Origin of the sequence: Streptomyces sp. NPDC058880 (assembly GCF_042742535.1) — a bacterium.
GTDB lineage: Bacteria > Actinomycetota > Actinomycetes > Streptomycetales > Streptomycetaceae > Streptomyces.
This window is the reverse complement of the sequence record NZ_JBHYMC010000042.1, coordinates 1-22596: the sequence shown is the minus strand read 5'-3', so window position 1 is coordinate 22596 and position 22596 is coordinate 1. Positions and strand designations below refer to the sequence as shown.

The following is a 22596-nucleotide window of genomic DNA, read 5'->3' as shown; positions in this document are numbered from 1 at the left end:
CCGGTGCCGATCCGGTGCCGGGCTTCGGGCCCGCACCGGGGGCGGAGCCGGTGACCGCCCTCGGCGGTGTCGCGGCGGTCCGGGGGGCCGGGCGGGTGGGGCCCGGGCTCCCGGACCGGGGCGCGGGGCCGGCCGGAGGGGGGCCGCAGGGGGACGGGGGCGTCGGCGGGGGCATCAGGGGGTCGCGATCGCGGCGAAGGCCGACTCGTGGGCGCGGCGGCGGGCCCGGTCGCGGGCGAAGACCTCCCGGGCCACGGCGGCCAGCGCGACGGCCGGGGCGTGCAGGTCCAGGCGGCTGGCTCCGGCGACCTGTTTGGCCCAGACCGCCGGGACCGCGGCCTCGCCGCCCAGGGCTCCGGCGATCGCCCCCGCCATGGTGGCGATGGAGTCGCAGTCCCGCCCGTAGTTGACGGCCCCGAGCACGGCCGTCTCGTACCGTCCGTCCGCGACCAGCAGCATCCCCAGCGCGATCGGGAGCTCCTCGATGGCATGGAGGCGGGACGGGCGGCGGGCGTCGAGCGACGGGGTGCGGTAGTCCGGGCCGACCGAGTCGTAGGGGGCCACCGCCGCCCGCAGCGGGGCGAGCGCCGACTCGAAATCCCGGTACCGGCACGCCACTTCGCCGACGGCGGCGATCGCCGCGCGCGTGCCGTCCTTGGCCAGGGACAGGGCTGCCTGCACCACCGAGGCGGCCGTCGCCCCCGGCAGGCACGCCGCCGCCACCGCCGCCGCGAAGACGCCCGCGGCCTCCCGCCCGTACGAGGACTGGTGCGCCCCGGCGACGTCCAGGGCCTCGGCGTAGGCCCCGGCCGGGTTGCCCGCGTTGACGATGCCCACCGGGGCCATGTACATGGCCGCGCCGCAGTTGACGATGTTGCCGGTGCCGGCCTCGCGCGGATCCGCGTGTGCGTAGTGCAGGCGGGTCACCATCCACTTCTCCGCGAGGAAGATCCGCTGCAACGGCAGTGCCTCGGCCTCCAGTTCGGGGATCCAGCGCGGGGTGGTCATCAGATCGGGGACCAGGTGCTCGGCGACGGCGTACGCGTCGAGGTGGTCCCGTACCGTCTCGTACACCCGTACCAGCGCGTGCGTCATCAAGGTGTCGTCCGTGACGTGTCCGTCGCCTTTGTGGTACGGCGCGATGGGGCGGGCGGTGCGCCAGTTCTCGTGCCACGGGCCGACGACGCCGTGCACGCGGCCGCCGTGCCGTTCGACGATCTGGTCCGGGGTCCAGCCCTCCACCGGGCCGCCGAGGGCGTCGCCGACGGCGGCGCCGACGAGGGCCCCGAGGGCCCGGTCCTCCAACGTGAGCGTCATGTCCGAATCATCCCTTGGGTGAGGTGAGTTCCGTCCGTGCGAGGAGCGTGGCGAGTTCGACCAGGTCGGTGCCGGCGAGGCGGGGGAGGGCGCACCCCGAGAGGGTGCGGCAGGCCTCGCGCCAGGCGGCGGGAACGGAGTCGCCGCCGCCGATCGCGCCGGTGAGCGCGCCGGCCAGGGCGGGAGCGGAGTCCGCGACGCGGGACAGGCATGCGGCGGCCGGCACGGCCTCGCCCGTCCTGCCGCGTGCGGCGGTCGCCAGGGCGAGGGCGACGGGGACGGTCTCGGCGGCGGCGATGCCGTAGCTGTACACGTGGTCCACGATCTCGTGCTCAAGGGTCGGGACGATGGCGAACGCGCCGCCGTCCGCATGGGCGCGGGCCAGACCGACGGCGTGCCGGGCGTTGCGGCCGATCTCGGTGGCAGCGGGCAGCCGGGCGAGCGCGGCGTCGACGGCGGCGTCGACGTCCGCCGTGGTCAGGGCGGTGGCGATGGCGGCGGCCATGGCGCGGGCGCCGTGCACGCCGTCGCCGTCCTGGGTGTAGCGGGCGTCGAACTCGGCGAGGTCGGCGGCGGCCCCGGCGTCGCCGGGGTGCACGACGGCGAGCACGCAGGCGCGGACGCAGGCGGCGTCGTCGAAGTAGTGCGGGTTGTCGTGGCCGGTGGCCGGCGGGCGCAGGCCCGCGGCGAGGTTGCCGAGGCCGGCGCGTACCGAGATCCGCGCGCGCAGGGGCAGGACGGCGGACTCCACCTCGGGTGCGCGTTCCGCTGCCGCGGCGACCTCGGAGGCGAGGGCGTTCCAGGCGAGGTCGATGGCGGCGCGCATGCGGCGGGAACGGGAGAGGTCGCTGAGCAGGACGCCCGCGGCGGTGAGCACGGACTCGGCGGCGAATGCCGCCCATTCGGCGTCGTCGGACGGGCCGAGGCGCAGTGGCTCCGGGGGCTGGTTGAGGGCGATGGGGACGGGGAGGGTGGTGGTGGCGTTCTGCTCGGCGAAGGTGTCGAGCTCGCGGGTGAGGCGGCGGGTCCACTGCGGCATCCGGCTGGCGCGGTGCCGGGCTGCGGGCCAGCCGGCCGCGTCGCCTGCGGCCAGCCCGAGCAGGAGGCCTTCGATGGGGCGCCGGTCCGCTGCCCGTTGTCCGGGCCGCGGGGCCGCCGCGGGCCGGATCACGGCCCGTAGTGCCGACGCCCCGCCGTGGGTGTCCGCCCGCACCGGCGGTCGCAGCGCCGCCGCCCCGCCCGCCGGCCCGGCCGGTCCGGGGCTCGCGGCCGCCGGCCCCGCCGGTCCGATCCGCGGCAGGGCCTGCGCCCTGCGGCCCGAGGTGTCGCCGGGGCCGGTCGCAGCCGCCTGCGGCCGCCCGTCCGGGCCGCGTCCGGCCAGGGCTTCCGCCCGGTCGGCCGGTGCGGGACGCCGCTGCCCGGCCGGGAGGGCCGGTGCGGGCTCGGGTGGGGTGGGTCCGGTCGCGGGGGACGGAGTCATCGGGCGGCCTCGTATTCCGGGGTGAGGAGGTCCGCGATGTCCAGGACGTGGTAGCCCCGCATCGACGGCAGGCAGCTTCCGCGCACCGGGCCGATGGCCGAGCCCCAGGCGGCGGGGATCGCCGCGGCGCCCGACATGGCGCCGGCCAGGGCGCCCGCCACCGCGGCGGTGGTGTCCGCGTCGCGGCCCATGTTCACGGCGGTGAGCACGGAGGAGGGGAAGTCGCCGCGGCAGGCGGCGAAGGCGCCGAACGCCAGGCCCACTGCCTCCGGCGCCAGGTCCGTCCAGGGGTAGCCGCCGATGACCACCGCCGAGCGCACCGCCCGTTCCCCGCGCGGGGCGGCGGTGACCGCCCGGCGCAGGGAACGGGCCGTCCACGAGTCAGACGGAATGACCGACAGGGCGGCGGAGACCACGGACGCCGCACTGCCGCCCGCCATGGCCGCCGCCACGCCCGCCGCCACCGCCTGGCCGCCGTAGATGCCCTCCCCGTCGTGACTGACCGTGCCGTCGATGGCGACCAGCCGCGCCGCCTCGGCGGGCCGGCCCGCCGCGAAGACCCCGAACGGCGCGGCCCGCATGGCCAGTCCGTCCGACCACGCGTGCCGGTGCTGCGCGGAAATGGGCGCGGCCAGGCCGCGGCGGAGGTTCTCCAGGGTGCCGCGCTCGGAGAACCCCGCCCCCCGGAAGGGGCCTTCGTCGAGGTCCGCGATCCAGTGGTGCCACGCCCGTTCGACATGGGAGACGGTGAGCGCCGAGCCGTGGCGGGCCAGGAGCAGCCCCGAGAAGATCGCGTACTCGGTGTCGTCGGTGCCTGCCGGGTCGTCCGACACGAAGCCCTCGATGCGGCCCCATCGCGCCCGGATTTCCGACGGCTTCATGTTCTCCGCGGGGGCGCCGAGCGCGTCGCCCACCGCGAGCCCCAGAAGAGCGCCCCTGGCCCGTTCCAGGAGGACCTGCGGATCGCATGCAATCTGCTTCACCGGCTCCATTGGCGCGCCTCTCCCACGTGGATGGGGCCCATCATGAGCCCATGGGGGATTTGTGCCATGACATACGGTTTGTCGCGCGCCGCGAAACACCCCGCGAACACCGGCGTCACCCGGTCGCCGACCCGCAAAACCGCAGGTAAGTACGGCCTTCCTTGCTGGCGGGCGACGGAAATCGTGCGTAGTTTCGAGGCGTTCAGGGGGAGCGGGGCGCGTCATGGCGTCCGCCACGACAATTGGGGAGACAGCACCACATGTCCATCATCGACGTCGAAGCGCCGCTGCACACCGCCCACCGCGACAACCACACCCACCGCGATGTCAACGGCGGATGGCTGAGGCCGGCCGTCTTCGGCGCGATGGACGGGCTCGTCTCCAACCTCGCCCTCATGACCGGCGTGGCCGGCGGAGCCGTCGCCCCGCAGACCATCGTGATCACGGGCCTCGCCGGACTCGCCGCCGGAGCCTTCTCGATGGCCGCCGGCGAGTACACCTCCGTGGCCTCCCAGCGCGAACTGGTCCTCGCCGAGCTCGACGTCGAGCGGCAGCAGCTGCGCAAGCACCCCGTCGACGAGATGGAGGAGCTGGCCGAGCTGTACGTCTCGCGCGGCGTCGAGCCGGCGCTCGCCCGCGAGGTCGCCCTGCAGCTGTCCCGCGACCCCGAGCAGGCCCTGGAGATCCACGCCCGCGAGGAGCTCGGCATCGACCCCGACGACCTGCCGTCGCCGCTCGTCGCCGCCGTCTCGTCCTTCGGTTCCTTCGCCCTGGGTGCGCTGCTGCCCGTACTGCCGTACCTGCTCGGCGCCACGGCCCTGTGGCCGGCGGTGCTGCTCGCGCTGGCCGGCCTCTTCGCCTGCGGCGCGGTCGTCGCCCGGGTCACCGCCCGGTCGTGGTGGTACAGCGGCCTGCGCCAGCTGCTGCTCGGCGGCGCGGCCGCCGGTGTGACGTACGTCCTGGGCACCTGGATCGGCGCGGCCATAGGCTGACGACCATCGGAGTGAGACACTATGCAGTACGCAACATAAGTAGTCCGTTACTCGGTGGTTTCGATCCCGTGTCCCCTGGGCATCACTCCAGGACTCCGGGCGGGCAATGATGCTCGCCCTGTATCGGGACCTTCGCCCCACGCACTGCGCCGGGATGCGCGGGAACACGCCGGGACCGCCCGGCGCCACCCCGCGATCCGCCCGTAGAGCGCCGCGGAAGTCCCCTCTTTCTGCCTCGCGCAGTGTCCGCATGCTGGAATGGCATATCCGCTTCTCGGGATTGTCGTCATCATGTAATCTGCACGAAATTTCGCAGAGGGCCAACGTCGTCCCTCGGCCAGCACATATGCCACGACGACGACGGGAGAGCCGATGCGTTCCGCATCCACGCACTCCGCGACCGGCCTGAACACCGCCTGGTCGCCCATGGACGGTCGCCCCGCCCAGCAGGGCATGTACGACCCGCGCAACGAGAAGGACGCCTGCGGCGTCGGATTCGTGGCGAACCTCACCGGCGAGGCCACCCACACCCTCGTTGAGCAGGCCCTGACCGTTCTGCGGAACCTCGAGCACCGTGGCGCCACCGGCTCCGAGCCGGACTCCGGCGACGGCGCGGGAATCCTGTCCCAGGTGCCGGACGCCTTCCTCCGCGAGGTCGCCGGATTCGAGCTCCCCGAGGCCGGCGCGTACGCCGTCGGCATCGCCTTCCTGCCCGCCGACGGCACCGCACAGGCCGTCGCCGCGGAGCGGATCGAGGCCATCGCCGCCGAGGAGAACCTCACGGTCCTCGGCTGGCGCGAGGTCCCGGTCACCCCCGACCTGCTCGGCAACGGCGCCCGCGCCACCATGCCGGCCTTCCGCCAGCTCTTCGTCTCCGGGGGCGGGGCGGCCGGCATCGAGCTGGACCGCAAGGCCTTCGTGCTGCGCAAGCGCGCCGAGCGCGAGGCCGGCGTGTACTTCCCGTCGCTCTCCGCCCGGACCATCGTCTACAAGGGCATGCTGACCACCGGCCAGCTGGAGCCCTTCTTCCCGGACCTCTCCGACCGCCGCTTCGCCTCGGCGCTCGCCCTGGTCCACTCCCGGTTCTCCACGAACACCTTCCCATCCTGGCCGCTCGCCCACCCGTACCGCTTCGTCGCGCACAACGGCGAGATCAACACGGTCAAGGGCAACCGGAACTGGATGAAGGCCCGTGAGTCCCAGCTCGCCTCGACCGCCTTCGGTGAGGGCGCGCTCGACCGCATCTTCCCGATCTGCACCCCGGACGCCTCCGACTCGGCCTCCTTCGACGAGGTCCTGGAGCTGCTCCACCTCGGCGGCCGGTCGCTGCCGCACAGCGTGCTGATGATGATCCCGGAGGCGTGGGAGAACCACACCTCCATGGACCCGGCCCGCCGCGCGTTCTACCAGTACCACTCCACGATGATGGAGCCCTGGGACGGCCCCGCCTGCGTCACCTTCACCGACGGCACCCAGGTCGGCGCGGTCCTCGACCGCAACGGCCTGCGCCCCGGACGCTACTGGGTCACCGACGACGGCCTCGTCGTCCTCGGCTCCGAGGTCGGTGTCCTCGACATCGACCCGGCCAAGGTCGTCCGCAAGGGCCGCCTGCAGCCCGGCAAGATGTTCCTCGTCGACACCGCCCGGAAGCGGATCGTCGAGGACGACGAGATCAAGGACGAGCTCGCCTCCGCCGCCCCGTACGCCGAATGGCTGGAGACCGGCGAGATCGAGCTGACCGACCTGCCCGAGCGCGAGCACATCGTGCACACGCACGCCTCGGTCACCCGCCGCCAGCAGACCTTCGGCTACACCGAGGAGGAGCTGCGCGTCATCCTCGCGCCGATGGCCCGTACCGGCGGCGAGCCGCTCGGCTCCATGGGCACGGACTCCCCGATCGCGGCGCTGTCCGAGCGCCCCCGGCTGCTCTTCGACTACTTCACCCAGCTGTTCGCGCAGGTCACCAACCCGCCGCTGGACGCCATCCGCGAAGAACTCGTCACCTCGCTGCTGTCGTCGATCGGCCCGCAGTCCAACCTGCTGGAGCCGACCGCGGCTTCCTGCCGCAGCGTCACCGTGCCCTTCCCGGTGATCGACAACGACGAGCTGGCCAAGCTCATCCACATCAACGCCGACGGCGACATGCCCGGGATGAAGGCCGCCACGCTCTCCGGCCTCTACCGGGTCTCCGGCGGCGGCGAGTCGCTCGCCGCCCGGATCGAGGAGATCCGCGCCGAGGCCGACGCGGCCATCGCGGGCGGCGCCCGCCTGATCGTCCTCTCGGACCGCCACTCGGACGCCGAGCACGCGCCGATCCCGTCGCTGCTGCTCACCGCCGCCGTGCACCACCACCTCATCGCCACCAAGCAGCGCACCCAGGTGGGGCTGCTGGTCGAGGCCGGTGACGTGCGCGAGGTCCACCACGTCGCGCTGCTCATCGGCTACGGCGCCGCCGCGGTCAACCCGTACCTCGCCATGGAGTCCGTCGAGGACCTGCTGCGCGCCGGTACCTTCCTGTCCGGCCTGGAGCCGGAGCAGGCCATCCGGAACCTGATCTACGCGCTCGGCAAGGGCGTCCTGAAGGTCATGTCCAAGATGGGCATCTCCACCGTCGCCTCCTACCGCGGCGCCCAGGTCTTCGAGGCCGTCGGCCTGGACGACGCGTTCGTCGAGACCTACTTCAACGGCACCGCCACCAAGATCGGCGGCGCCGGCCTGGACGTCATCGCCAAGGAGGTGGCCGCCCGCCACGCCAAGGCGTACCCGGTCTCCGGCGTCGCGGCCACGCACCGCGCCCTGGAGATCGGCGGCGAGTACCAGTGGCGCCGCGAGGGCGAGCCGCACCTGTTCGACCCGGAGACGGTCTTCCGCCTCCAGCACGCCACCCGCAACCGCCGGTACGACATCTTCCGGCAGTACACGGACCGTGTGAACGAGCAGTCCGAGCGCCTGATGACGCTGCGCGGCCTCTTCGGCTTCAAGACCGGACTGCCGGGGCGTACCCCGATCTCCCTCGACGAGGTCGAGCCGGTCTCCGAGATCGTCAAGCGCTTCTCCACCGGCGCCATGTCGTACGGCTCCATCTCCAAGGAGGCGCACGAGACCCTCGCCATCGCCATGAACCAGCTGGGCGCCAAGTCCAACACCGGTGAGGGCGGCGAGGACCCCGAGCGCCTGTACGACCCGGCGCGCCGCTCCTCCATCAAGCAGGTCGCCTCCGGCCGCTTCGGCGTGACGAGCGAGTACCTGGTCAACGCGGACGACATCCAGATCAAGATGGCGCAGGGTGCCAAGCCCGGCGAGGGCGGCCAGCTGCCCGGCCACAAGGTCTACCCGTGGGTCGCCAAGACTCGGCACTCCACCCCGGGCGTCGGCCTGATCTCCCCGCCGCCGCACCACGACATCTACTCCATCGAGGACCTGGCCCAGCTGATCCACGACCTCAAGAACGCCAACCCGGCCGCCCGCATCCACGTGAAGCTGGTCTCCGAGGTCGGCGTCGGCACGGTCGCGGCGGGCGTCTCCAAGGCCCACGCGGACGTCGTCCTGATCTCCGGCCACGACGGCGGAACGGGCGCTTCCCCGCTCACCTCGCTCAAGCACGCGGGCGGTCCCTGGGAGCTGGGTCTCGCCGAGACCCAGCAGACCCTGCTGCTCAACGGCCTGCGCGACCGCATCGTCGTCCAGACCGACGGCCAGCTCAAGACCGGCCGCGACGTGGTCATCGCCGCCCTGCTCGGCGCCGAGGAGTTCGGTTTCGCGACCGCGCCGCTCGTCGTCTCCGGCTGCGTCATGATGCGCGTCTGCCACCTGGACACCTGCCCGGTCGGCATCGCCACCCAGAACCCGGTCCTGCGCGACCGGTTCTCCGGCAAGCCCGAATTCGTCGTCAACTTCTTCGAGTTCATCGCGGAGGAGGTGCGCGAGCTGCTCGCCGAGCTGGGCTTCCGCACGATCGAGGAGGCCGTCGGCCACGCCGAGCTGCTGGACACCACCAAGGCCGTCTCGCACTGGAAGGCGCAGGGTCTCGACCTGGAGCCGCTCTTCTACGTGCCCGAGCTGCCCGAGGGCGCGGTCCGCCACGCCCTGATCGAGCAGGACCACGGTCTGGAGAAGGCCCTCGACAACGAGCTGATCGAGCTCGCGGCCGACGCGCTGAACGCCGAGACCGCCGAGGCGGCCCAGCCGGTCCGCGCCCAGGTCGCCATCCGGAACATCAACCGGACCGTCGGTACGATGCTCGGCCACCACGTCACCAAGCGGTTCGGCGGCGCGGGCCTGCCCGACAACACGATCGACCTGACCTTCACGGGCAGCGCCGGCCAGTCCTTCGGCGCCTTCGTCCCGAAGGGCGTCACCCTCCGCCTGGAGGGCGACGCCAACGACTACGTCGGCAAGGGCCTGTCCGGCGGCCGGATCGTGGTCCGCCCGGACCGCGGTGCCGACCACCTCGCCGAGTACTCCACCATCGCCGGCAACACCATCGGCTACGGAGCCACCGGCGGCGAGATGTTCCTGCGCGGCCGCACCGGCGAGCGCTTCTGCGTCCGCAACTCCGGTGCCCTGGTCGTCTCGGAGGGCGTGGGCGACCACGGCTGCGAGTACATGACCGGCGGCACGGCAGTCGTCCTGGGCGAGACGGGCCGCAACTTCGCGGCCGGCATGTCGGGCGGCGTCGCGTACGTCGTCGACCTCGACCCGCACAACGTCAACGTCGGCAACGCGGGCGCGGTCGAGGCCCTGTCCGACACCGACAAGCAGTGGCTGCACGATGTGGTGCGCCGCCACGAGGAGGAGACCGGCTCGACCGTGGCCGCGAAGCTCCTGGCTGACTGGTCCGCCGCGGCGGACCGCTTCAGCAAGATCATCCCGACCACGTACAAGGCAGTGCTCGCCGCCAAGGACGCCGCTGAGCTCGCCGGACTCTCGGAAACCGAGACCACGGAGAAGATGATGGAGGCGGCGACCCATGGCTGACCCGAAGGGCTTCCTCACCACCACGCGCGAGACCGCCTGCTCCCGTCCCGTCGCCGACCGGCTGAAGGACTGGAACGAGGTCTACGTCCCGGGCTCGCTGCTGCCGATCATCAGCAAGCAGGCCGGCCGCTGCATGGACTGCGGCATCCCGTTCTGCCACAACGGCTGCCCGCTCGGGAACCTGATCCCCGAGTGGAACGACTACGCCTACCGCGATGACTGGGCGGCGGCGTCGGAGCGGCTGCACGCGACGAACAACTTCCCGGAGTTCACCGGCCGCCTGTGCCCGGCCCCGTGCGAGTCGGCGTGCGTCCTCGGCATCAACCAGCCCGCCGTCACCATCAAGAACGTCGAAGTCTCGATCATCGACAAGGCGTGGGACAACGGAGACGTCACCCCGCAGGCCCCGGAGCGCCTGTCCGGCAAGACCGTCGCCGTGATCGGCTCCGGACCGGCCGGCCTGGCCGCCGCCCAGCAGCTGACCCGGGCCGGCCACACCGTGGTCGTCTACGAGCGTGCGGACCGCATCGGCGGCCTGCTCCGCTACGGCATCCCCGAGTTCAAGATGGAGAAGGTGCACATCAACCGCCGCATCGAGCAGATGCGCGCGGAGGGCACCAAGTTCCGCACCGGCATCGAGGTCGGCCGGGACATCACGGCGACCGACCTGCGCAAGCGGTTCGACGCGGTGGTCGTCGCCGCCGGCGCCACCGTCTCGCGCGACCTGCCGGTCCCGGGCCGCGACCTGGGGGGCATCCACTTCGCGATGGAGTACCTGCCGCTCGCGAACAAGGTCCAGGAGGGCGACTTCCTGGCCCCGCCCATCACGGCCGAGGGCAAGCACGTGGTCGTCATCGGCGGCGGCGACACCGGCGCGGACTGCGTGGGCACCGCCCACCGCCAGGGCGCGGCCTCGGTCACCCAGCTGGAGATCATGCCGAAGCCGGGCGAGGAGCGGAACGCCAACCAGCCGTGGCCGACCTTCCCGATGCTCTACAAGGTCACCTCGGCCCACGAGGAGGGCGGCGAGCGGGTCTACTCCGTCTCCACCACCCACTTCGAGGGCGACGAGGACGGCAACGTCCAGGCCCTGCACCTGGTCGAGGTCGAGTTCGTCGACGGCAAGCTCGTCCAGAAGCCCGGCACCGAGCGCGTCCTCCCCGCGCAGCTGGTGACCCTGGCGATGGGCTTCACGGGCACCGACCAGGCGAACGGCCTGGTCCAGCAGTTCGGTGTGGAGTTGGACGCCCGCGGCAACATCGACCGCGACGCCTCGTACGCGACCAACGTCGACGGCGTCTTCGTCGCCGGCGACGCGGGCCGCGGCCAGTCCCTCATCGTCTGGGCCATCGCGGAGGGCCGCTCGGCCGCCCGTGGCGTGGACCGCTACCTGACCGGCAGCAGCACCCTCCCGTACCCGGTCAAGCCGACGGACCGCTCGCTGACCGTGTAGGCACCGGCAAGCACCCCCGCCTCGCGAAGGGCGGGACCCCTCATACGGTCCGTACAACGGCGTACGGAACACCCGACGCAGCGCCCGCCACGTCCCCGACCAGGGGTGGCGGGCGCTGCGGCGTCGGGTGGTCGTATCCATGCGTTCCGCTGAACCGCCGGGGAGGCGAGGACTACGCTTTTCGCGGAGCGAGGGCACTGCGGGAGCGGGGAGTTGGCTCATGGCCAAGCCGAATGACGAGGACGGGGCACAGACGCCGGAGGAGTTCGCCCGTGAGGAACTGCGGGGCAAGCGGGAGGCCGCGGGCTTGACCCAGGAGGGGCTGGGCGAGCGGATCTTCGCCACGGGGGCCTACGTCGGGATGATGGAGAGCGGGCGGCGCCGACTGCGCCCGGAGATCGCCAAGCTCATCGACAGAGAGCTGAACACAGGGGACTACTTCTTCCGCCTGGCCCGGGCCTTCACGTCCAAGCACAGCGAATACTTCGCCGATGCGGCCGAGCTGGAAGGGCTGGCTACGGCGATCTACGAGTACGCTCCCGCTCTGGTGCCGGGTTTGCTCCAGACGGGGGCCTACGCCCGAGCGGTGATCCGGGCGACGAGTCCCACCGCACTCGCAGAGCGTGTCGACGCCCTGGTCGCGGCACGCACGGAGCGTGCGCGGCTCCTCGGCGATCCAGAGGCCCCTGAGGTGTGGGTCGTCCTGCACGAGGCGGTCCTGCGGACGGCAGTCGGAGGGCCCGCAGTGATGGCGGCTCAGCTTCGGCACATCGCTTCGTACGCCCGTGCCCATCGGATCATGGTGCAGGTCGTGCCGTTCGCTGCCGGGGCGCACGGGGCAGTGGGCTCGATGATGACCATCATGCAGTTCGCCGAAGCACCTGACGTGGCGTACACCGAGGGCCCCTACGCGGGGCAGCTGCTCGACTATCCGGCCCTGGTCCAGCGCCACTGGAAGTCATACGATCTTGCCAGGGCTGCTGCGTTGTCGCCGGAGGTGTCCCTGACCCTGGTCGAGTCGGTGGCGGAGGAGTACGCGACATGCGTGCGGACGTGAAAGGCCGGAGCTGGCGCAAGTCCTCGTACAGCAACGGGGACGGCGGCAGCTGCGTCGAGGTGTCCGACCACATCCCCGGCCCGATCCGCGTCCGTGACAGCAAGCTGGCCGAGGCCGGCCCGGTTCTCGCGTTCCCCGCCGCCTCATGGGCGTTGTTCGTCGCGGCCGTGCGGCTCCCGGTTCCTCCGTTTCGCAGTGCAGGAGCGGGCGCGCGCTCCGTTCCGCCGGGCGGTGCGGAGCGGGGACCCGGCCGGGGCGGCCCGGTGCCGGTCGGGATTCCGGCAGGCGCCGGCGCGGAGGCACCGGTCGCCTACTGAGCGTCCGGGTATCCGTTCAGCCGGTCACGGAGGGAGAGGGCCATCCGGTCGGCCTGCCCGGTCGTCACCCGCTCGTGCTCCGGTCGCCGGAGCAGCTCGAAAACACCCGGCCCGCGATGCTCGGGCGGCAGATCCGCCGTGCGCGGAACGATGTGGAAGTGAACGTGCGCGAAGCCTTCGGCCTCGGCGAACTGGACGACGTAGGTCTTGGCGCAACCGGTCACGCTCCGCAGCGCCCGGGAGAGTCTGACCTGCCACACCCCCAGGGACGATGCCTCGGCGGCGGTGAGGTCGTGAACCGTGAGGACGTGGCGCCGCGGCAGCAGCACCAGCCAGCCGGGCAATGCGGTGTTGAAGGCGTGCGCCACCCGCCATTGCCGGTCGTGTGCCACGCACTCGCGTGGTGGAAGGTCGTCGAACACGGCCTCCTGGCTGCACGCGTAGCAGTGGGGAGTCGTCATGGACCGAGAGCCTACGACCCGGGAGCGGTGCTCGTCCGGTCCGGCCGGCAGGTCCGGGGCCGCGCGGACCGGGAAGCGGACCCCTTCGGCTGCTTCACCACCTCCGGCCTCCGCACGGATCGCCCACCGGCCCGCCCGACCGCTACTGGTTCTGCGCCCGGCCGCTGCGCCGCCGCTCCGCCGGCCTACGCACCGGGGGCCGCGCCGCTCCGGGGCAGGCCCCCGCCTCCCGGCTCGTCCTCCGGCGCCGGGTCCTCGCGCGGTGGTTCGTCATCGGTTCCCCGGCGCTGGGTGCGCAGGCTGTGGTCCGGCAGCCAGGTCCGCACCACCAGGTCGTCGCCCTCGATGCCGATGTGGACGACCTCCGTGAGGTCGGCGTAGAAGAGGTGGAAGGGGTGCGGGGTCTCCGTCTCCTCCGCGTACCGGTGGAGTTCGGGCGGGTCCACGAGCTCCACCGCGCGCCCGGAGATCCGTACGTCCCCGTCCGGCATGGTCTCGCCCTCGCCCGGATTGGTGTGCAGGGCGAAGCGCGGGTCGCGCTGGAGGTCTCTGGCCTTCATCGAGCCGGCCATCATCCCCAGCCACAGCTCGCCGCCCCGGATGTCGACGTTCAGGCCGGTCACCCGCGGGGAGCCGTCCTTGCGCAGGGTGGCCAGGACGTGGTGCGGGTACTGCGCGAAGCGGGCCTGGACGGCCGCCGCGAGGTCCGGTTCCGCCTTCTCGAAGACTGCCCAACTGGTATGCGTCATACGTCCATCAAAGCGCGGGCACCCGTGCACCCCGGTCAGGCGCGCACGATGCCCGCACCGCGTGCCGCCGCCAGCCAGGCCGGGAACTCCCCGACGAGGCGGTCGTACAGTTCGCCGTCCGGCACGGCGCGCGGGTCCGGGCCCGCGTGGAAGTAGCCGGCGTTGTCCACGGGCCGTCGGGCGGGCACGGGCAGCTCGTCCAGCCGGCGCAGGAAGTCGAACTGGGTGCTGCGGGTGTTGCCGAAGCCGACGAACTGCCAGAAGAGCGGCAGCCGGGCCGCCTTGCACAGGTACTTCTCGGCCAGGGGCTTGTTGATCGGCCCGCCGTCGGTCTGGAAGACGACGAGGGCGGGGGCCGTCGCACCGGAGTCGAGGTAGTGGTCGATCACCGCGTCCATCGCCGCGTGATAGGCCGTCTTGCCCATGTGGCCCAGGCGGGAGGCTATCTCGGTGACCCGGCCCTCGTGCCCGGCCAGGGAGATCTCCTCGACCGCGTCGACCTCGGTGGAGAAGAAGACCACCGGCACGCGGCCGTCGTCGTCCAGGTGCGCGGACAGCCCCAGCACGCGGTCGGCGAGGGCCTGCACGCTGCCGTCCTGGTAGTAGGGGCGCATCGACCCGGAGTAGTCCAGGACCAGGTAGACGGCGGCGCGTCCGCCCTCCAGGCCGTACTTGCGCAGGGACACCCCGGCCGTCTTGTAGAGCTTCACGAGGGCCGGAGCCGACTCCTCGACCTTGCGGAGGCTGATGGCGCTGCTCGTCATGGGGCGAGGGTATGCCGAACGCTCCGCGGCCGTGACTGCTCCGGCGGTCGACGCCGGTCGCCCCGTGCGGCCTCCGCTGATCCGACCCGTCCTCGTATGTGACGGCGCGGAGAGCGTCGGGTGCGGTCCTGCGCAACGGCCCGCGTCTGACAGGGGAGTCCGGTGCGATCCGGCCCTGACACCTCGATCCTGTTGCCCGGCCCATGTGATCGAAAACAATGGACGCATGACGACACGTGCCCGTTCCTTCGACGCCGCTGCCGCTTCCTACGCCGCCCACCGCCCCGGCTACCCGCCGGCCCTCTTCGACGCCGTCGAGGAGCTCGCCGGGCGCCCGCTCGCCGGGGCGCGCGTGGCCGACGTGGGCGCGGGCACCGGGATCGCCACCGCCGTGCTGCACGAGCGGGGCGCCGACGTCCTCGCAGTGGAGCCCGGGGACGGGATGGCCGCGCAGCTGCGCCGGGCGCATCCCGGGATCCCGGTCGTACGCGGGGACGGGGACCGGCTTCCGCTGGCCACCGCCGCGTTCGACCTCCTGACCTACGCCCAGGCCTGGCACTGGACCGACCCGGCCCGCTCCGTCCCCGAGGCCCGCCGCGTCCTGCGCCCCGGCGGCGCGCTCGCCCTCTGGTGGAACGACCCGGACCTCACCGTGCCCTGGATCGCCGAGCAGGAGGCCCGGCTGGCGGCGTTCTTCGGGGCGGCCGGCGGGCAGGGCTTCCGTACCCTGCCCCGCGGCTTCGGCGGGTTCACCTCCCGCACCGTGCGCTGGTCCCGGCGCATCCCGCTGGACGCACACCTCGCCAACCTGGCCAGCCACTCCGCCTTCCTGATGCTGGGCGAGGCCGGCACCCGCGACTACTTCGCGGCGGAACGGGAGCTGCTGGCCCCGCTCTTCCCCGACGGCACGGTCGAAGAGAACTACGTGGTCGGACTCCACGTCAGCCGGGTGTGACCGACCGCAGCACCTCCGCCCGGCACGCCGACGGCGTGCCCCAGGCGTCCCGCAGCGGGCGTGCCTTGCGCAGCCACAGCGACAGGTCCAGCTCCTCGGTGTAGCCGACCGCGCCGTGGAGCTGGAGGGCTGTCATGGCCGCCCGGTACGCCGCCTCTCCGCACCGCAGCTTCGCCGCCGCCACGTCGCCGGGGGCGAGCGACAGCGCCGCCGCCCACAGCAGCGGGCGGGCGAACTCCAGGGCCAGGAGGGTGTCGGCCAGCCGGTGCTTGACCGCCTGGAAGGAGCCGACCGGCACCCCGAACTGCGTGCGCTGCCGGACGTATCCGACCGTCCGCTCCAGCAGTGCCTCGCCCACGCCCAGGCACTGGGCCGCCGTCAGCAGCCGGGCCCAGCGCCCGGCCGCCCCGGCCGCGCGCGCCACAGCCGGCCCCGCGGCCAGGAGTGTGCCCCCGGCCGCCGTGGGGCGCGACAGCCGCCGCGCCGGGTCCGTCGACCGCAGGACTTCCCCCGGCGCGGGGGCGGCCAGCCGCAGCTCGCCGGCCGCCGACACGGTGAAGCAGTACGTGGCCGCGTCCGCGTCCAGGGCGTACGGCCCGCCGTCCGGCAGCGTCAGGGTGGCCCAGGCCTCACCCGCGACCAGGCCGGGCAGGAACCGCTCGGCGAGCTTTTCGTCCCCCAGTTCCGACAGCAGCACCGACGCGGCGGCGCTCTCCACCACCGGCCCCGGCATCCCGGCCCGGCCCAGCTCCACGAAGCCCAGCGACAGCTCCGCCGGGAGCAGGCCGGCCCCCTCGTAGGCCTCGGGGGCGGCCAGCGCGAACAGGCCCGTCGCCGCGAGCCGGGAGCGCAGCGCCAGCCCGGGCGCGTACGCGCCGTCCGCCCAGGCCCGTACCGCCGCCGGAACCCGGGCCGAGCCCAGCAGGGAGCGCAGGGTGCGGGCGAAGTCCGACTGCTCGTCGGTCGGCAGGAAGCGCATCAGCGGCGGCCCTTCGGCAGGCCGAGCAGCCGCTCGGCGATGATGTCGCGCTGGATCTCGTTGGTCCCGGCGTAGATCGGCCCGGCCAGCGAGAAGACCCACGGCTCGGCCCACTCCCCGTCCGCGAGCTCGGCGTCCGCACCCAGCAGGTCCAGTGCCGTCTCGTGCAGGGCGATGTCGTACTCCGACCAGAACACCTTGTTCAGGCTGGACTCGGCGCCGACGGCCCCGCCCGCGGCGAATCGGGAGGCGCCGGCCCAGGTGAACAGCTCGTAGGCGCGCGCCCCGACCACCGCGTCGGCCACCCGGTCGCGCAGCGCCGTGTCGGCCGGGTCCCCCTGCGCGCGCCACAGCGCGGCCAGCCGGTCCGCCGCCGCGAGGAACCGGCCGGGGGAGCGCAGGGTCAGCCCGCGTTCGCTGCCGGTGGTGGACATCGCGATCCGCCAGCCCTGCCCGGGCTCCCCGATCACGTCCTCGTCCGGGACGAAGACCTCGTCCAGGAAGAGTTCCGCGAAGGCCGGCTTGCCGTCGAGACGGCCGATCGGCCGCACCGTGACCCCCGGCGCCCGCAGGTCGAACATCAGGTACGTCAGCCCCTGGTGCGGTTTCGGGGTGTCCGGGTCGGTGCGGAAGATGCCGAAGGCCCGGTCCGCGAAGGCCGCCCGCGAGGACCAGGTTTTCTGCCCGGACAGCAGCCAGCCGCCCTCGGTGCGGACCGCACGCGACGTCAGCGAGGCCAGGTCGGAGCCCGACTCCGGCTCCGACCAGGCCTGCGCCCAGACCACCTCGCCGCTCGCCATCGGCGGCAGTACGCGGGCCCGCTGTTCGACCGTCGCATGGTCGAAGAGCGTCGGCGCGAGGAGGCTGATGCCGTTCTGCGAGACCCGGCCCGGCGCGCCGACCGCCCAGTACTCCTCCTCGAAGACCAACCACTTCACCAGGTCGACGCCCCGGCCGCCGTACTTCTCGGGCCAGGACACCACCGCCCAGCGGTCCGCGTGCAGCCGGGCCTCCCACTCCCGGTGCGCGGCGAAGCCCTCCCGGGTCTCCAGCGAGGGCAGGGGGGAGGCGGGTACGTGGTCGGCCAGCCAGGCGCGTGCTTCGGCCCGGAAGGCCTCCACTCCGGCTGTCTGGGTCAGGTCCATCGGGTGCCCGCCTCCTCGAACGCCACACTTCCCTAACAAGTGTTTGGTAGGTTAACGTACGGCCATGAGCAGCGTCGAGGAGTTCGTATGAACGAGCCCCGGTACACCGCCGGCCACCACTTGCTGCACGGCCGCACCGCCGTCATCACCGCCGCTGCGGGTGCCGGCATCGGCGGGGCCACCGCCCGCCGCTTCCTGGAGGAGGGCGCCCGCATCGTCATCGGAGACGCCCACGTCCGCCGGCTCAAGGAGACCGAGGACGCGCTCACGGCCGAGTTCGGTGCCGGCCGCATCACCTCCCTGCCCTGCGACGTCACCGACGAGGACCAGGTCCGAGCCCTGTTCGCCCACGCCGAACAGGCCCACGGCCGCCTCGACATCGTCGTCAACAACGCCGGGCTCGGCGGCACCGCGGCCCTCGCCGACATGACCGACGAGCAGTGGAACCGCGTCCTCGACGTCACCCTGAACGGCACCTTCCGCTGCACCCGGGCCGCCCTGCGCTCCTTCAGGGCCACCGGCACGGGCGGAGTCGTCGTCAACAACGCCTCCGTCGTCGGCTGGCGCGCCCAGACGGGCCAGGCCCACTACGCCGCGGCCAAGGCCGGGGTCATGGCGCTCACCCGCTGCGCGGCCCTGGAGGCCGCGGAGTTCGGCGTACGCGTCAACGCGGTCGCCCCGAGCCTGGCCATGCACCCGCACCTGGTGAAGGTCACCAGCGGGGAACTCCTGGCCGAACTCACCGCCCGCGAGGCCTTCGGCCGCCACGCCGAGCCCTGGGAGGTCGCCAACGTCATCGTGTTCCTGGCCAGCGGCTACGCGTCGTACATGACGGGCGAGACCGTCTCCGTCAGCAGTCAGCGCGCCTAGGCCGGGTCCGATGGATCGGGGCGAACCGGCTCGCGGCCTCCGCCGCCGCGGGCCGCGGCACGGACGGGGGAGCCCCCGCGGGGGATCGGCGACCGGGGGCGGCGCGGCGCGACCCGGCGCCGGACGCCGCGAGCCCGCCCGGATCCACCGGACACGACCTGGCCCGACAATGGACGCGTGCCAACGAACCAGCCGGAAGCCACGCCCCGAGCCACGCCGCGAGCCAGGCCGGCGGCCAGGAAGAAGCAGCAGGTGACGCCCTCGCCCGAGCGGCGCCGCGAACTCCTCGACACCGCCGCCGAGGTCTTCGCCGCACAGGGCTACGACGCCACCACCGTCCGCAAGATCGCCGACGCCGCCGGGATGCTCGCCGGCAGCCTCTACTACCACTTCGATTCCAAGGAATCGATGCTCGACGAGATCCTCTCCGCCTTCCTGACCGAGCTGTGGGACGGGTACGACGCCGTCCTCGCCGCCGGACTCGGCCCCAGGGAGACCATCGAGGCCCTCGTCACCGAGTCCTTCCGCGAGATCGACCGGCACCGCGCCGCCGTCGCGATCTACCAGAAGGAGGCCCGCACCCTCTCCGCCCAGCCCCGGTTCCACTACCTGTCCGACTCACAGCAGAAGTTCGAGAAGGCCTGGCTGGGGACGCTGGAACGAGGAGTCGCCGCCCAGGTCTTCCGGGCCGACCTCGACATCCGCCTCACCTACCGTTTCGTGCGCGACACGGTGTGGGTGGCGGCGTCCTGGTACCGGCCGGGCGGACAGCACAGCCCCGAAGAGATCGCCCGCCAGTACCTGTCGATGGTCCTGGACGGGATCGCCCTGCGCCCCACCTGACCGGTCCGACCGTCTGAGGAGTCCCGATGCCCGAGGCCTACATAGTCGACGCCGTACGCACCCCCGTCGGGCGGCGCGGTGGGGGCCTGTCCGCCGTCCACCCGGCCGACCTCGGCGCGCACGTCCTCAGGGAGCTCGTTGGACGGTCCGGGGTGGACCCGGCCGCCGTGGAGGACGTGGTCTTCGGCTGCCTCGACACGGTCGGCCCGCAGGCCGGAGACATCGCACGCACCGCGTGGCTCGCCGCCGGCCTGCCCGAGGAGGTGCCCGGGGTCACCGTCGACCGCCAGTGCGGCTCCTCCCAGCAGGCGGTGCACTTCGCCGCTCAGGGCGTGCTCTCCGGCACCCAGGACCTCGTGGTCGCCGGCGGCACCCAGAACATGTCGATGATCCCGATCGCCTTCGCCTCCCGGCAGGCCGCCGAACCCCTCGGCCTCACGGAAGGCCCCTACGCCGGCTCGGAAGGCTGGCGCGCCCGGTACGGCGACGCCCCGGTCAACCAGTTCCACGGCGCGCAGCTGATCGCGCGGAAGTGGGGCATCTCGCGCTCCGACATGGAGGAGTACGCGCTCCGCTCCCACCGGCGGGCCGTGCGGGCCGTCGACGAGGGGCGCTTCGACCGCGAGATCGCACCCTACCGGGACGTGGCCGCGGACGAGGGGCCGCGCAGGGACACCACCCTGGAGAAGATGGCCGCCCTCAAGCCCGTCGTCGAGGGCGGGACCATCACCGCCGCGGTCTCCTCCCAGGTCTCCGACGGCGCCGCCGCCCTGCTGATCGCCTCCGGGCGGGCGCTGCACGAACACGGCCTGCGGCCGCGTGCCCGCATCCACCACCTCTCGGTGCGCGGCGAGGACCCCGTCCGCATGCTCTCCGCGCCCATCCCGGCGACGGCGTACGCGCTGAAGAAGACCGGCATGTCGCTGGCCGACATCGACCTGGTCGAGATCAACGAGGCGTTCGCCCCGGTGGTGCTGGCCTGGCTGAAGGAGACCGGGGCCGACCCGGAGCGCGTCAACGTCAACGGGGGTGCCATCGCCCTGGGCCACCCGCTGGGCGCGACCGGGGTCAGGCTGATGACCACCCTCCTGCACGAACTGGAGCGCACCGGCGGCCGGTTCGGCCTCCAGACCATGTGCGAGGGCGGCGGCCAGGCCAACGTGACGATCATCGAACGGCTGTAGCCGGCCGGCGGTCCACCGCCCCCGCCGACAGCGCGGGGGCACAGGTCACACCGGCCGGTCCGCACACCGGGGCGTACATGTGCTAAATTAAGCGGCGTTGCAGTTGTGGTACCCATGAACTCTATGTGCGCCTGACGGGAATGTTCCTCAGGCGCTTTTATTGTTTTTCCCGGAATCTCCGGATGGGGCCCTTGCCGCCTATTCAGGAGATTCAACATGGCACTTGGCACCGTGAAGTGGTTCAACTCGGAAAAGGGCTTCGGCTTCATCGAGCAGGACGGCGGCGGCCCGGACGTCTTCGCCCACTACTCGAACATCGCCACCCAGGGCTTCCGTGAGCTCACCGAGGGCCAGCGCGTGTCCTTCGACGTGACGCAGGGCCAGAAGGGCCCCCAGGCGGAGAACATCATCCCCGCCTAATTCCTTCAGCATGCCGGGGTCCGCACCGCGAGGTGCGGGCCCCGGCTTGTCTGCTGTCTCGACCTGTGTTTCACCTGCCGGTTTCAGGAGGGCTTTCTCGCATGACCAGCTCCAGCTCCGCACGTCCCAGCCGCCGCCCCGCCCGGGGACGAGGAGCGGCCCAGGGGCGTCCGAAGGCTGGTGCGGGACGGCAGAAGTCCGCCCCGCCCGCACCCCGGCCCCAGGAATTCACCATGCCCGAGCCGACCGTCCCGGCACTGCCGCCGGTCGCCGCGTTCGAGGACATGGACATGCCCGAGGCGCTGCTGAAGACCCTCGCGGCCCAGGGCGTCACCGAGCCGTTCCCCATCCAGGCGGCGACCCTCCCGAACTCCCTCGCCGGCCGTGACCTGCTCGGCCGCGGTCGCACCGGCTCCGGCAAGACCCTCGCCTTCGGCCTGGCGCTGCTGGCCCGTACCGCCGGCCGCCGCGCGGAGCCGAGGGCGCCGCTCGCGATGGTCCTCGTACCGACCCGCGAGCTCGCGCAGCAGGTGACCGACTCCCTGGCTCCGTACGCCACGGCCGTCAACCTGCGCATCGCCACCGTCGTCGGCGGCATGTCGATCAACCGGCAGGCGGGCGCCCTGCGCCGCGGCGCCGAGGTGCTCGTCGCCACCCCCGGCCGCCTGAAGGACCTCATCGACCGCGGCGACGCGGACCTGTCGCAGGTGTCGATCACGGTCCTCGACGAGGCCGACCAGATGACCGACATGGGCTTCATGCCGCAGGTCACCGCGCTGCTCAAGCAGGTCCGGCCCGAGGGCCAGACCATGCTCTTCTCGGCGACCCTCGACAAGAACATCGACAAGCTGGTCAAGATGTTCCTGAGCGACCCGGTCGGCCACTCCGTCGACCCCTCGGCCGGTGCGGTCACCACCATGGAGCACCACGTCCTGTACGTCATGGACGAGACCGACAAGAAGGCCGTGGCGACGCGCATAGCCGCTCGCGACGGCCGGGTGATCATGTTCGTGGACACCAAGCGCGGCGTGGACCGCATGGTCAAGAAGCTCCTGGCGGACGGTGTGCGCGCCTCCGGCCTGCACGGCGGCCGCTCGCAGCCGCAGCGCAACCGCACCCTGGACTGGTTCAAGACGGGCGAGGTCACCGCGCTGATCGCCACCAACGTGGCGGCCCGCGGCATCCACATCGACGACCTCGACCTGGTCGTCAACGTGGACCCGCCCACCGACCACAAGGACTACCTGCACCGCGGCGGCCGCACCGCGCGCGCCGGCGAGTCCGGCAGCGTGGTCACCCTGGTGCTGCCCGACCAGAAGCGGGACATGACCCGGCTCATGTCGGACGCCGGGATCACCCCGCGCACCGCGCAGATCAAGTCCTCCGACGAGGAGCTGGCCCGGCTGACCGGCGCCAAGGAGCCCTCGGGTATCCCGGTGGTGCTGGAGGTACCGCAGCAGCCCGCGCCGAAGGCGCGCAGCGGCTCCGGCTCCGGTTCCGGCTCGCGCCGCCGCTCGGGCGGCCCCCGCACCGGCACCGCTACCGGCGGCGCCCCGGCGGCCGCGGGCCGGGGCCGCCGCTCCGGCGGCGGGTCCGGGCAGGCCCCGGCCGCGTCCGGCTCGGGCCAGGGCCGTCGCGGCGGCCAGGGCC

Annotated in this window: 19 protein-coding genes; 11 read left to right on the top strand and 8 right to left on the bottom strand. The window is 72.9% G+C overall.

The genetic code is table 11. The annotated features are described in order from the left end of the window. Positions 1-174 precede the first annotated feature (174 nt). From ACFW2G_RS22295 to ACFW2G_RS22285, 3 genes are read right to left on the bottom strand one after another with little or no spacing between them, the layout of a single operon-like run. Positions 175-1317 carry an ADP-ribosylglycohydrolase family protein gene (locus tag ACFW2G_RS22295; RefSeq protein WP_384581121.1) on the bottom strand — a complete coding sequence of 381 codons (1143 nt, stop codon included), beginning with the start codon at positions 1315-1317 and terminating at the stop codon, positions 175-177. 7 nt (positions 1318-1324) lie between these two features. Further along, positions 1325-2797 carry an ADP-ribosylglycohydrolase family protein gene (locus ACFW2G_RS22290; RefSeq protein ID WP_384581119.1) on the bottom strand — a complete coding sequence of 491 codons (1473 nt, stop codon included), beginning with the start codon at positions 2795-2797 and terminating at the stop codon, positions 1325-1327. Then, on the bottom strand, positions 2794-3789 hold the full coding sequence (locus ACFW2G_RS22285) for an ADP-ribosylglycohydrolase family protein (protein WP_037926776.1): 996 nt from the start codon (positions 3787-3789) through the stop codon (positions 2794-2796). Before ACFW2G_RS22285 ends, ACFW2G_RS22290 begins: the two co-directional genes overlap by 4 nt. Before the next feature lie 251 nt (positions 3790-4040). On the opposite strand from ACFW2G_RS22285, the gene ACFW2G_RS22280 reads away from it, so the two are divergent. From ACFW2G_RS22280 to ACFW2G_RS22260, 5 genes are all read left to right on the top strand, one after another. Further along, positions 4041-4772: a VIT1/CCC1 transporter family protein gene (locus tag ACFW2G_RS22280; protein ID WP_037926773.1), complete on the top strand. Its 732-nt coding sequence runs from the start codon at positions 4041-4043 to the stop codon at positions 4770-4772. 426 nt (positions 4773-5198) lie between these two features. Beyond that, positions 5199-9749 (top strand): glutamate synthase large subunit, encoded by a 4551-nt coding sequence (gltB, locus tag ACFW2G_RS22275; RefSeq protein WP_384581193.1) that lies wholly within the window; start codon positions 5199-5201, stop codon positions 9747-9749. Next, positions 9742-11202 (top strand): glutamate synthase subunit beta, encoded by a 1461-nt coding sequence (locus ACFW2G_RS22270; RefSeq protein WP_384451193.1) that lies wholly within the window; start codon positions 9742-9744, stop codon positions 11200-11202. The genes gltB and ACFW2G_RS22270 overlap by 8 nt, the downstream gene beginning before the upstream one ends. Positions 11203-11422: 220 nt before the next feature. After that, on the top strand, positions 11423-12259 hold the full coding sequence (locus ACFW2G_RS22265) for a Scr1 family TA system antitoxin-like transcriptional regulator (protein ID WP_384581117.1): 837 nt from the start codon (positions 11423-11425) through the stop codon (positions 12257-12259). After that, on the top strand, positions 12244-12576 hold the full coding sequence (locus tag ACFW2G_RS22260) for a DUF397 domain-containing protein (protein WP_384581115.1): 333 nt from the start codon (positions 12244-12246) through the stop codon (positions 12574-12576). Before ACFW2G_RS22265 ends, ACFW2G_RS22260 begins: the two co-directional genes overlap by 16 nt. Here the strand turns inward: ACFW2G_RS22260 and ACFW2G_RS22255 are convergent. The 3 genes from ACFW2G_RS22255 to ACFW2G_RS22245 all read right to left on the bottom strand — a co-directional run bounded on the left by ACFW2G_RS22255 (position 12570) and on the right by ACFW2G_RS22245 (position 14550). After that, the gene (locus ACFW2G_RS22255; protein WP_037926764.1) at positions 12570-13037 is read right to left on the bottom strand and encodes an HIT family protein; all 468 of its coding nucleotides are present in this window, start codon (positions 13035-13037) and stop codon (positions 12570-12572) included. The two genes, ACFW2G_RS22260 and ACFW2G_RS22255, sit on opposite strands and share 7 nt — an antisense overlap. 185 nt (positions 13038-13222) lie before the next feature. After that, positions 13223-13786 (bottom strand): pyridoxamine 5'-phosphate oxidase family protein, encoded by a 564-nt coding sequence (locus ACFW2G_RS22250; RefSeq protein WP_052031194.1) that lies wholly within the window; start codon positions 13784-13786, stop codon positions 13223-13225. A gap of 35 nt (positions 13787-13821) precedes the next feature. Then, complete coding sequence (locus tag ACFW2G_RS22245; RefSeq protein ID WP_384451206.1) at positions 13822-14550, bottom strand: VWA domain-containing protein; 729 nt, start codon at positions 14548-14550, stop codon at positions 13822-13824. A gap of 226 nt (positions 14551-14776) precedes the next feature. On the opposite strand from ACFW2G_RS22245, the gene ACFW2G_RS22240 reads away from it, so the two are divergent. Then, on the top strand, positions 14777-15505 hold the full coding sequence (locus ACFW2G_RS22240) for a class I SAM-dependent methyltransferase (protein WP_037926758.1): 729 nt from the start codon (positions 14777-14779) through the stop codon (positions 15503-15505). Here the strand turns inward: ACFW2G_RS22240 and ACFW2G_RS22235 are convergent. Further along, a complete protein-coding gene (locus ACFW2G_RS22235) occupies positions 15492-16484 on the bottom strand; it encodes an acyl-CoA dehydrogenase family protein (protein WP_384581112.1) in 993 nt (330 codons plus the stop codon). The two genes, ACFW2G_RS22240 and ACFW2G_RS22235, sit on opposite strands and share 14 nt — an antisense overlap. Continuing rightward, positions 16484-17629 carry an acyl-CoA dehydrogenase family protein gene (locus ACFW2G_RS22230; protein WP_384581110.1) on the bottom strand — a complete coding sequence of 382 codons (1146 nt, stop codon included), beginning with the start codon at positions 17627-17629 and terminating at the stop codon, positions 16484-16486. The genes ACFW2G_RS22235 and ACFW2G_RS22230 overlap by 1 nt, the downstream gene beginning before the upstream one ends. Before the next feature lie 87 nt (positions 17630-17716). On the opposite strand from ACFW2G_RS22230, the gene ACFW2G_RS22225 reads away from it, so the two are divergent. The 5 genes from ACFW2G_RS22225 to ACFW2G_RS22205 form a co-directional block, all read left to right on the top strand. Beyond that, a complete protein-coding gene (locus ACFW2G_RS22225; protein WP_384451215.1) occupies positions 17717-18499 on the top strand; it encodes an SDR family oxidoreductase in 783 nt (260 codons plus the stop codon). Between the two features lie 252 nt (positions 18500-18751). After that, on the top strand, positions 18752-19342 hold the full coding sequence (locus ACFW2G_RS22220; RefSeq protein ID WP_037926744.1) for a TetR/AcrR family transcriptional regulator: 591 nt from the start codon (positions 18752-18754) through the stop codon (positions 19340-19342). Positions 19343-19368: 26 nt separating this feature from the next. Next, the gene (locus ACFW2G_RS22215) at positions 19369-20526 is read left to right on the top strand and encodes an acetyl-CoA C-acetyltransferase (RefSeq protein WP_384451218.1); all 1158 of its coding nucleotides are present in this window, start codon (positions 19369-19371) and stop codon (positions 20524-20526) included. 216 nt (positions 20527-20742) lie between these two features. Then, positions 20743-20946, top strand: a complete 204-nt coding sequence (locus tag ACFW2G_RS22210; protein WP_030028954.1) for a cold-shock protein — start codon at positions 20743-20745, stop codon at positions 20944-20946. Between the two features lie 101 nt (positions 20947-21047). Further along, positions 21048-22596: DEAD/DEAH box helicase (locus ACFW2G_RS22205; RefSeq protein ID WP_384681019.1), on the top strand; the 1549-nt coding region annotated here is incomplete at its 3' end.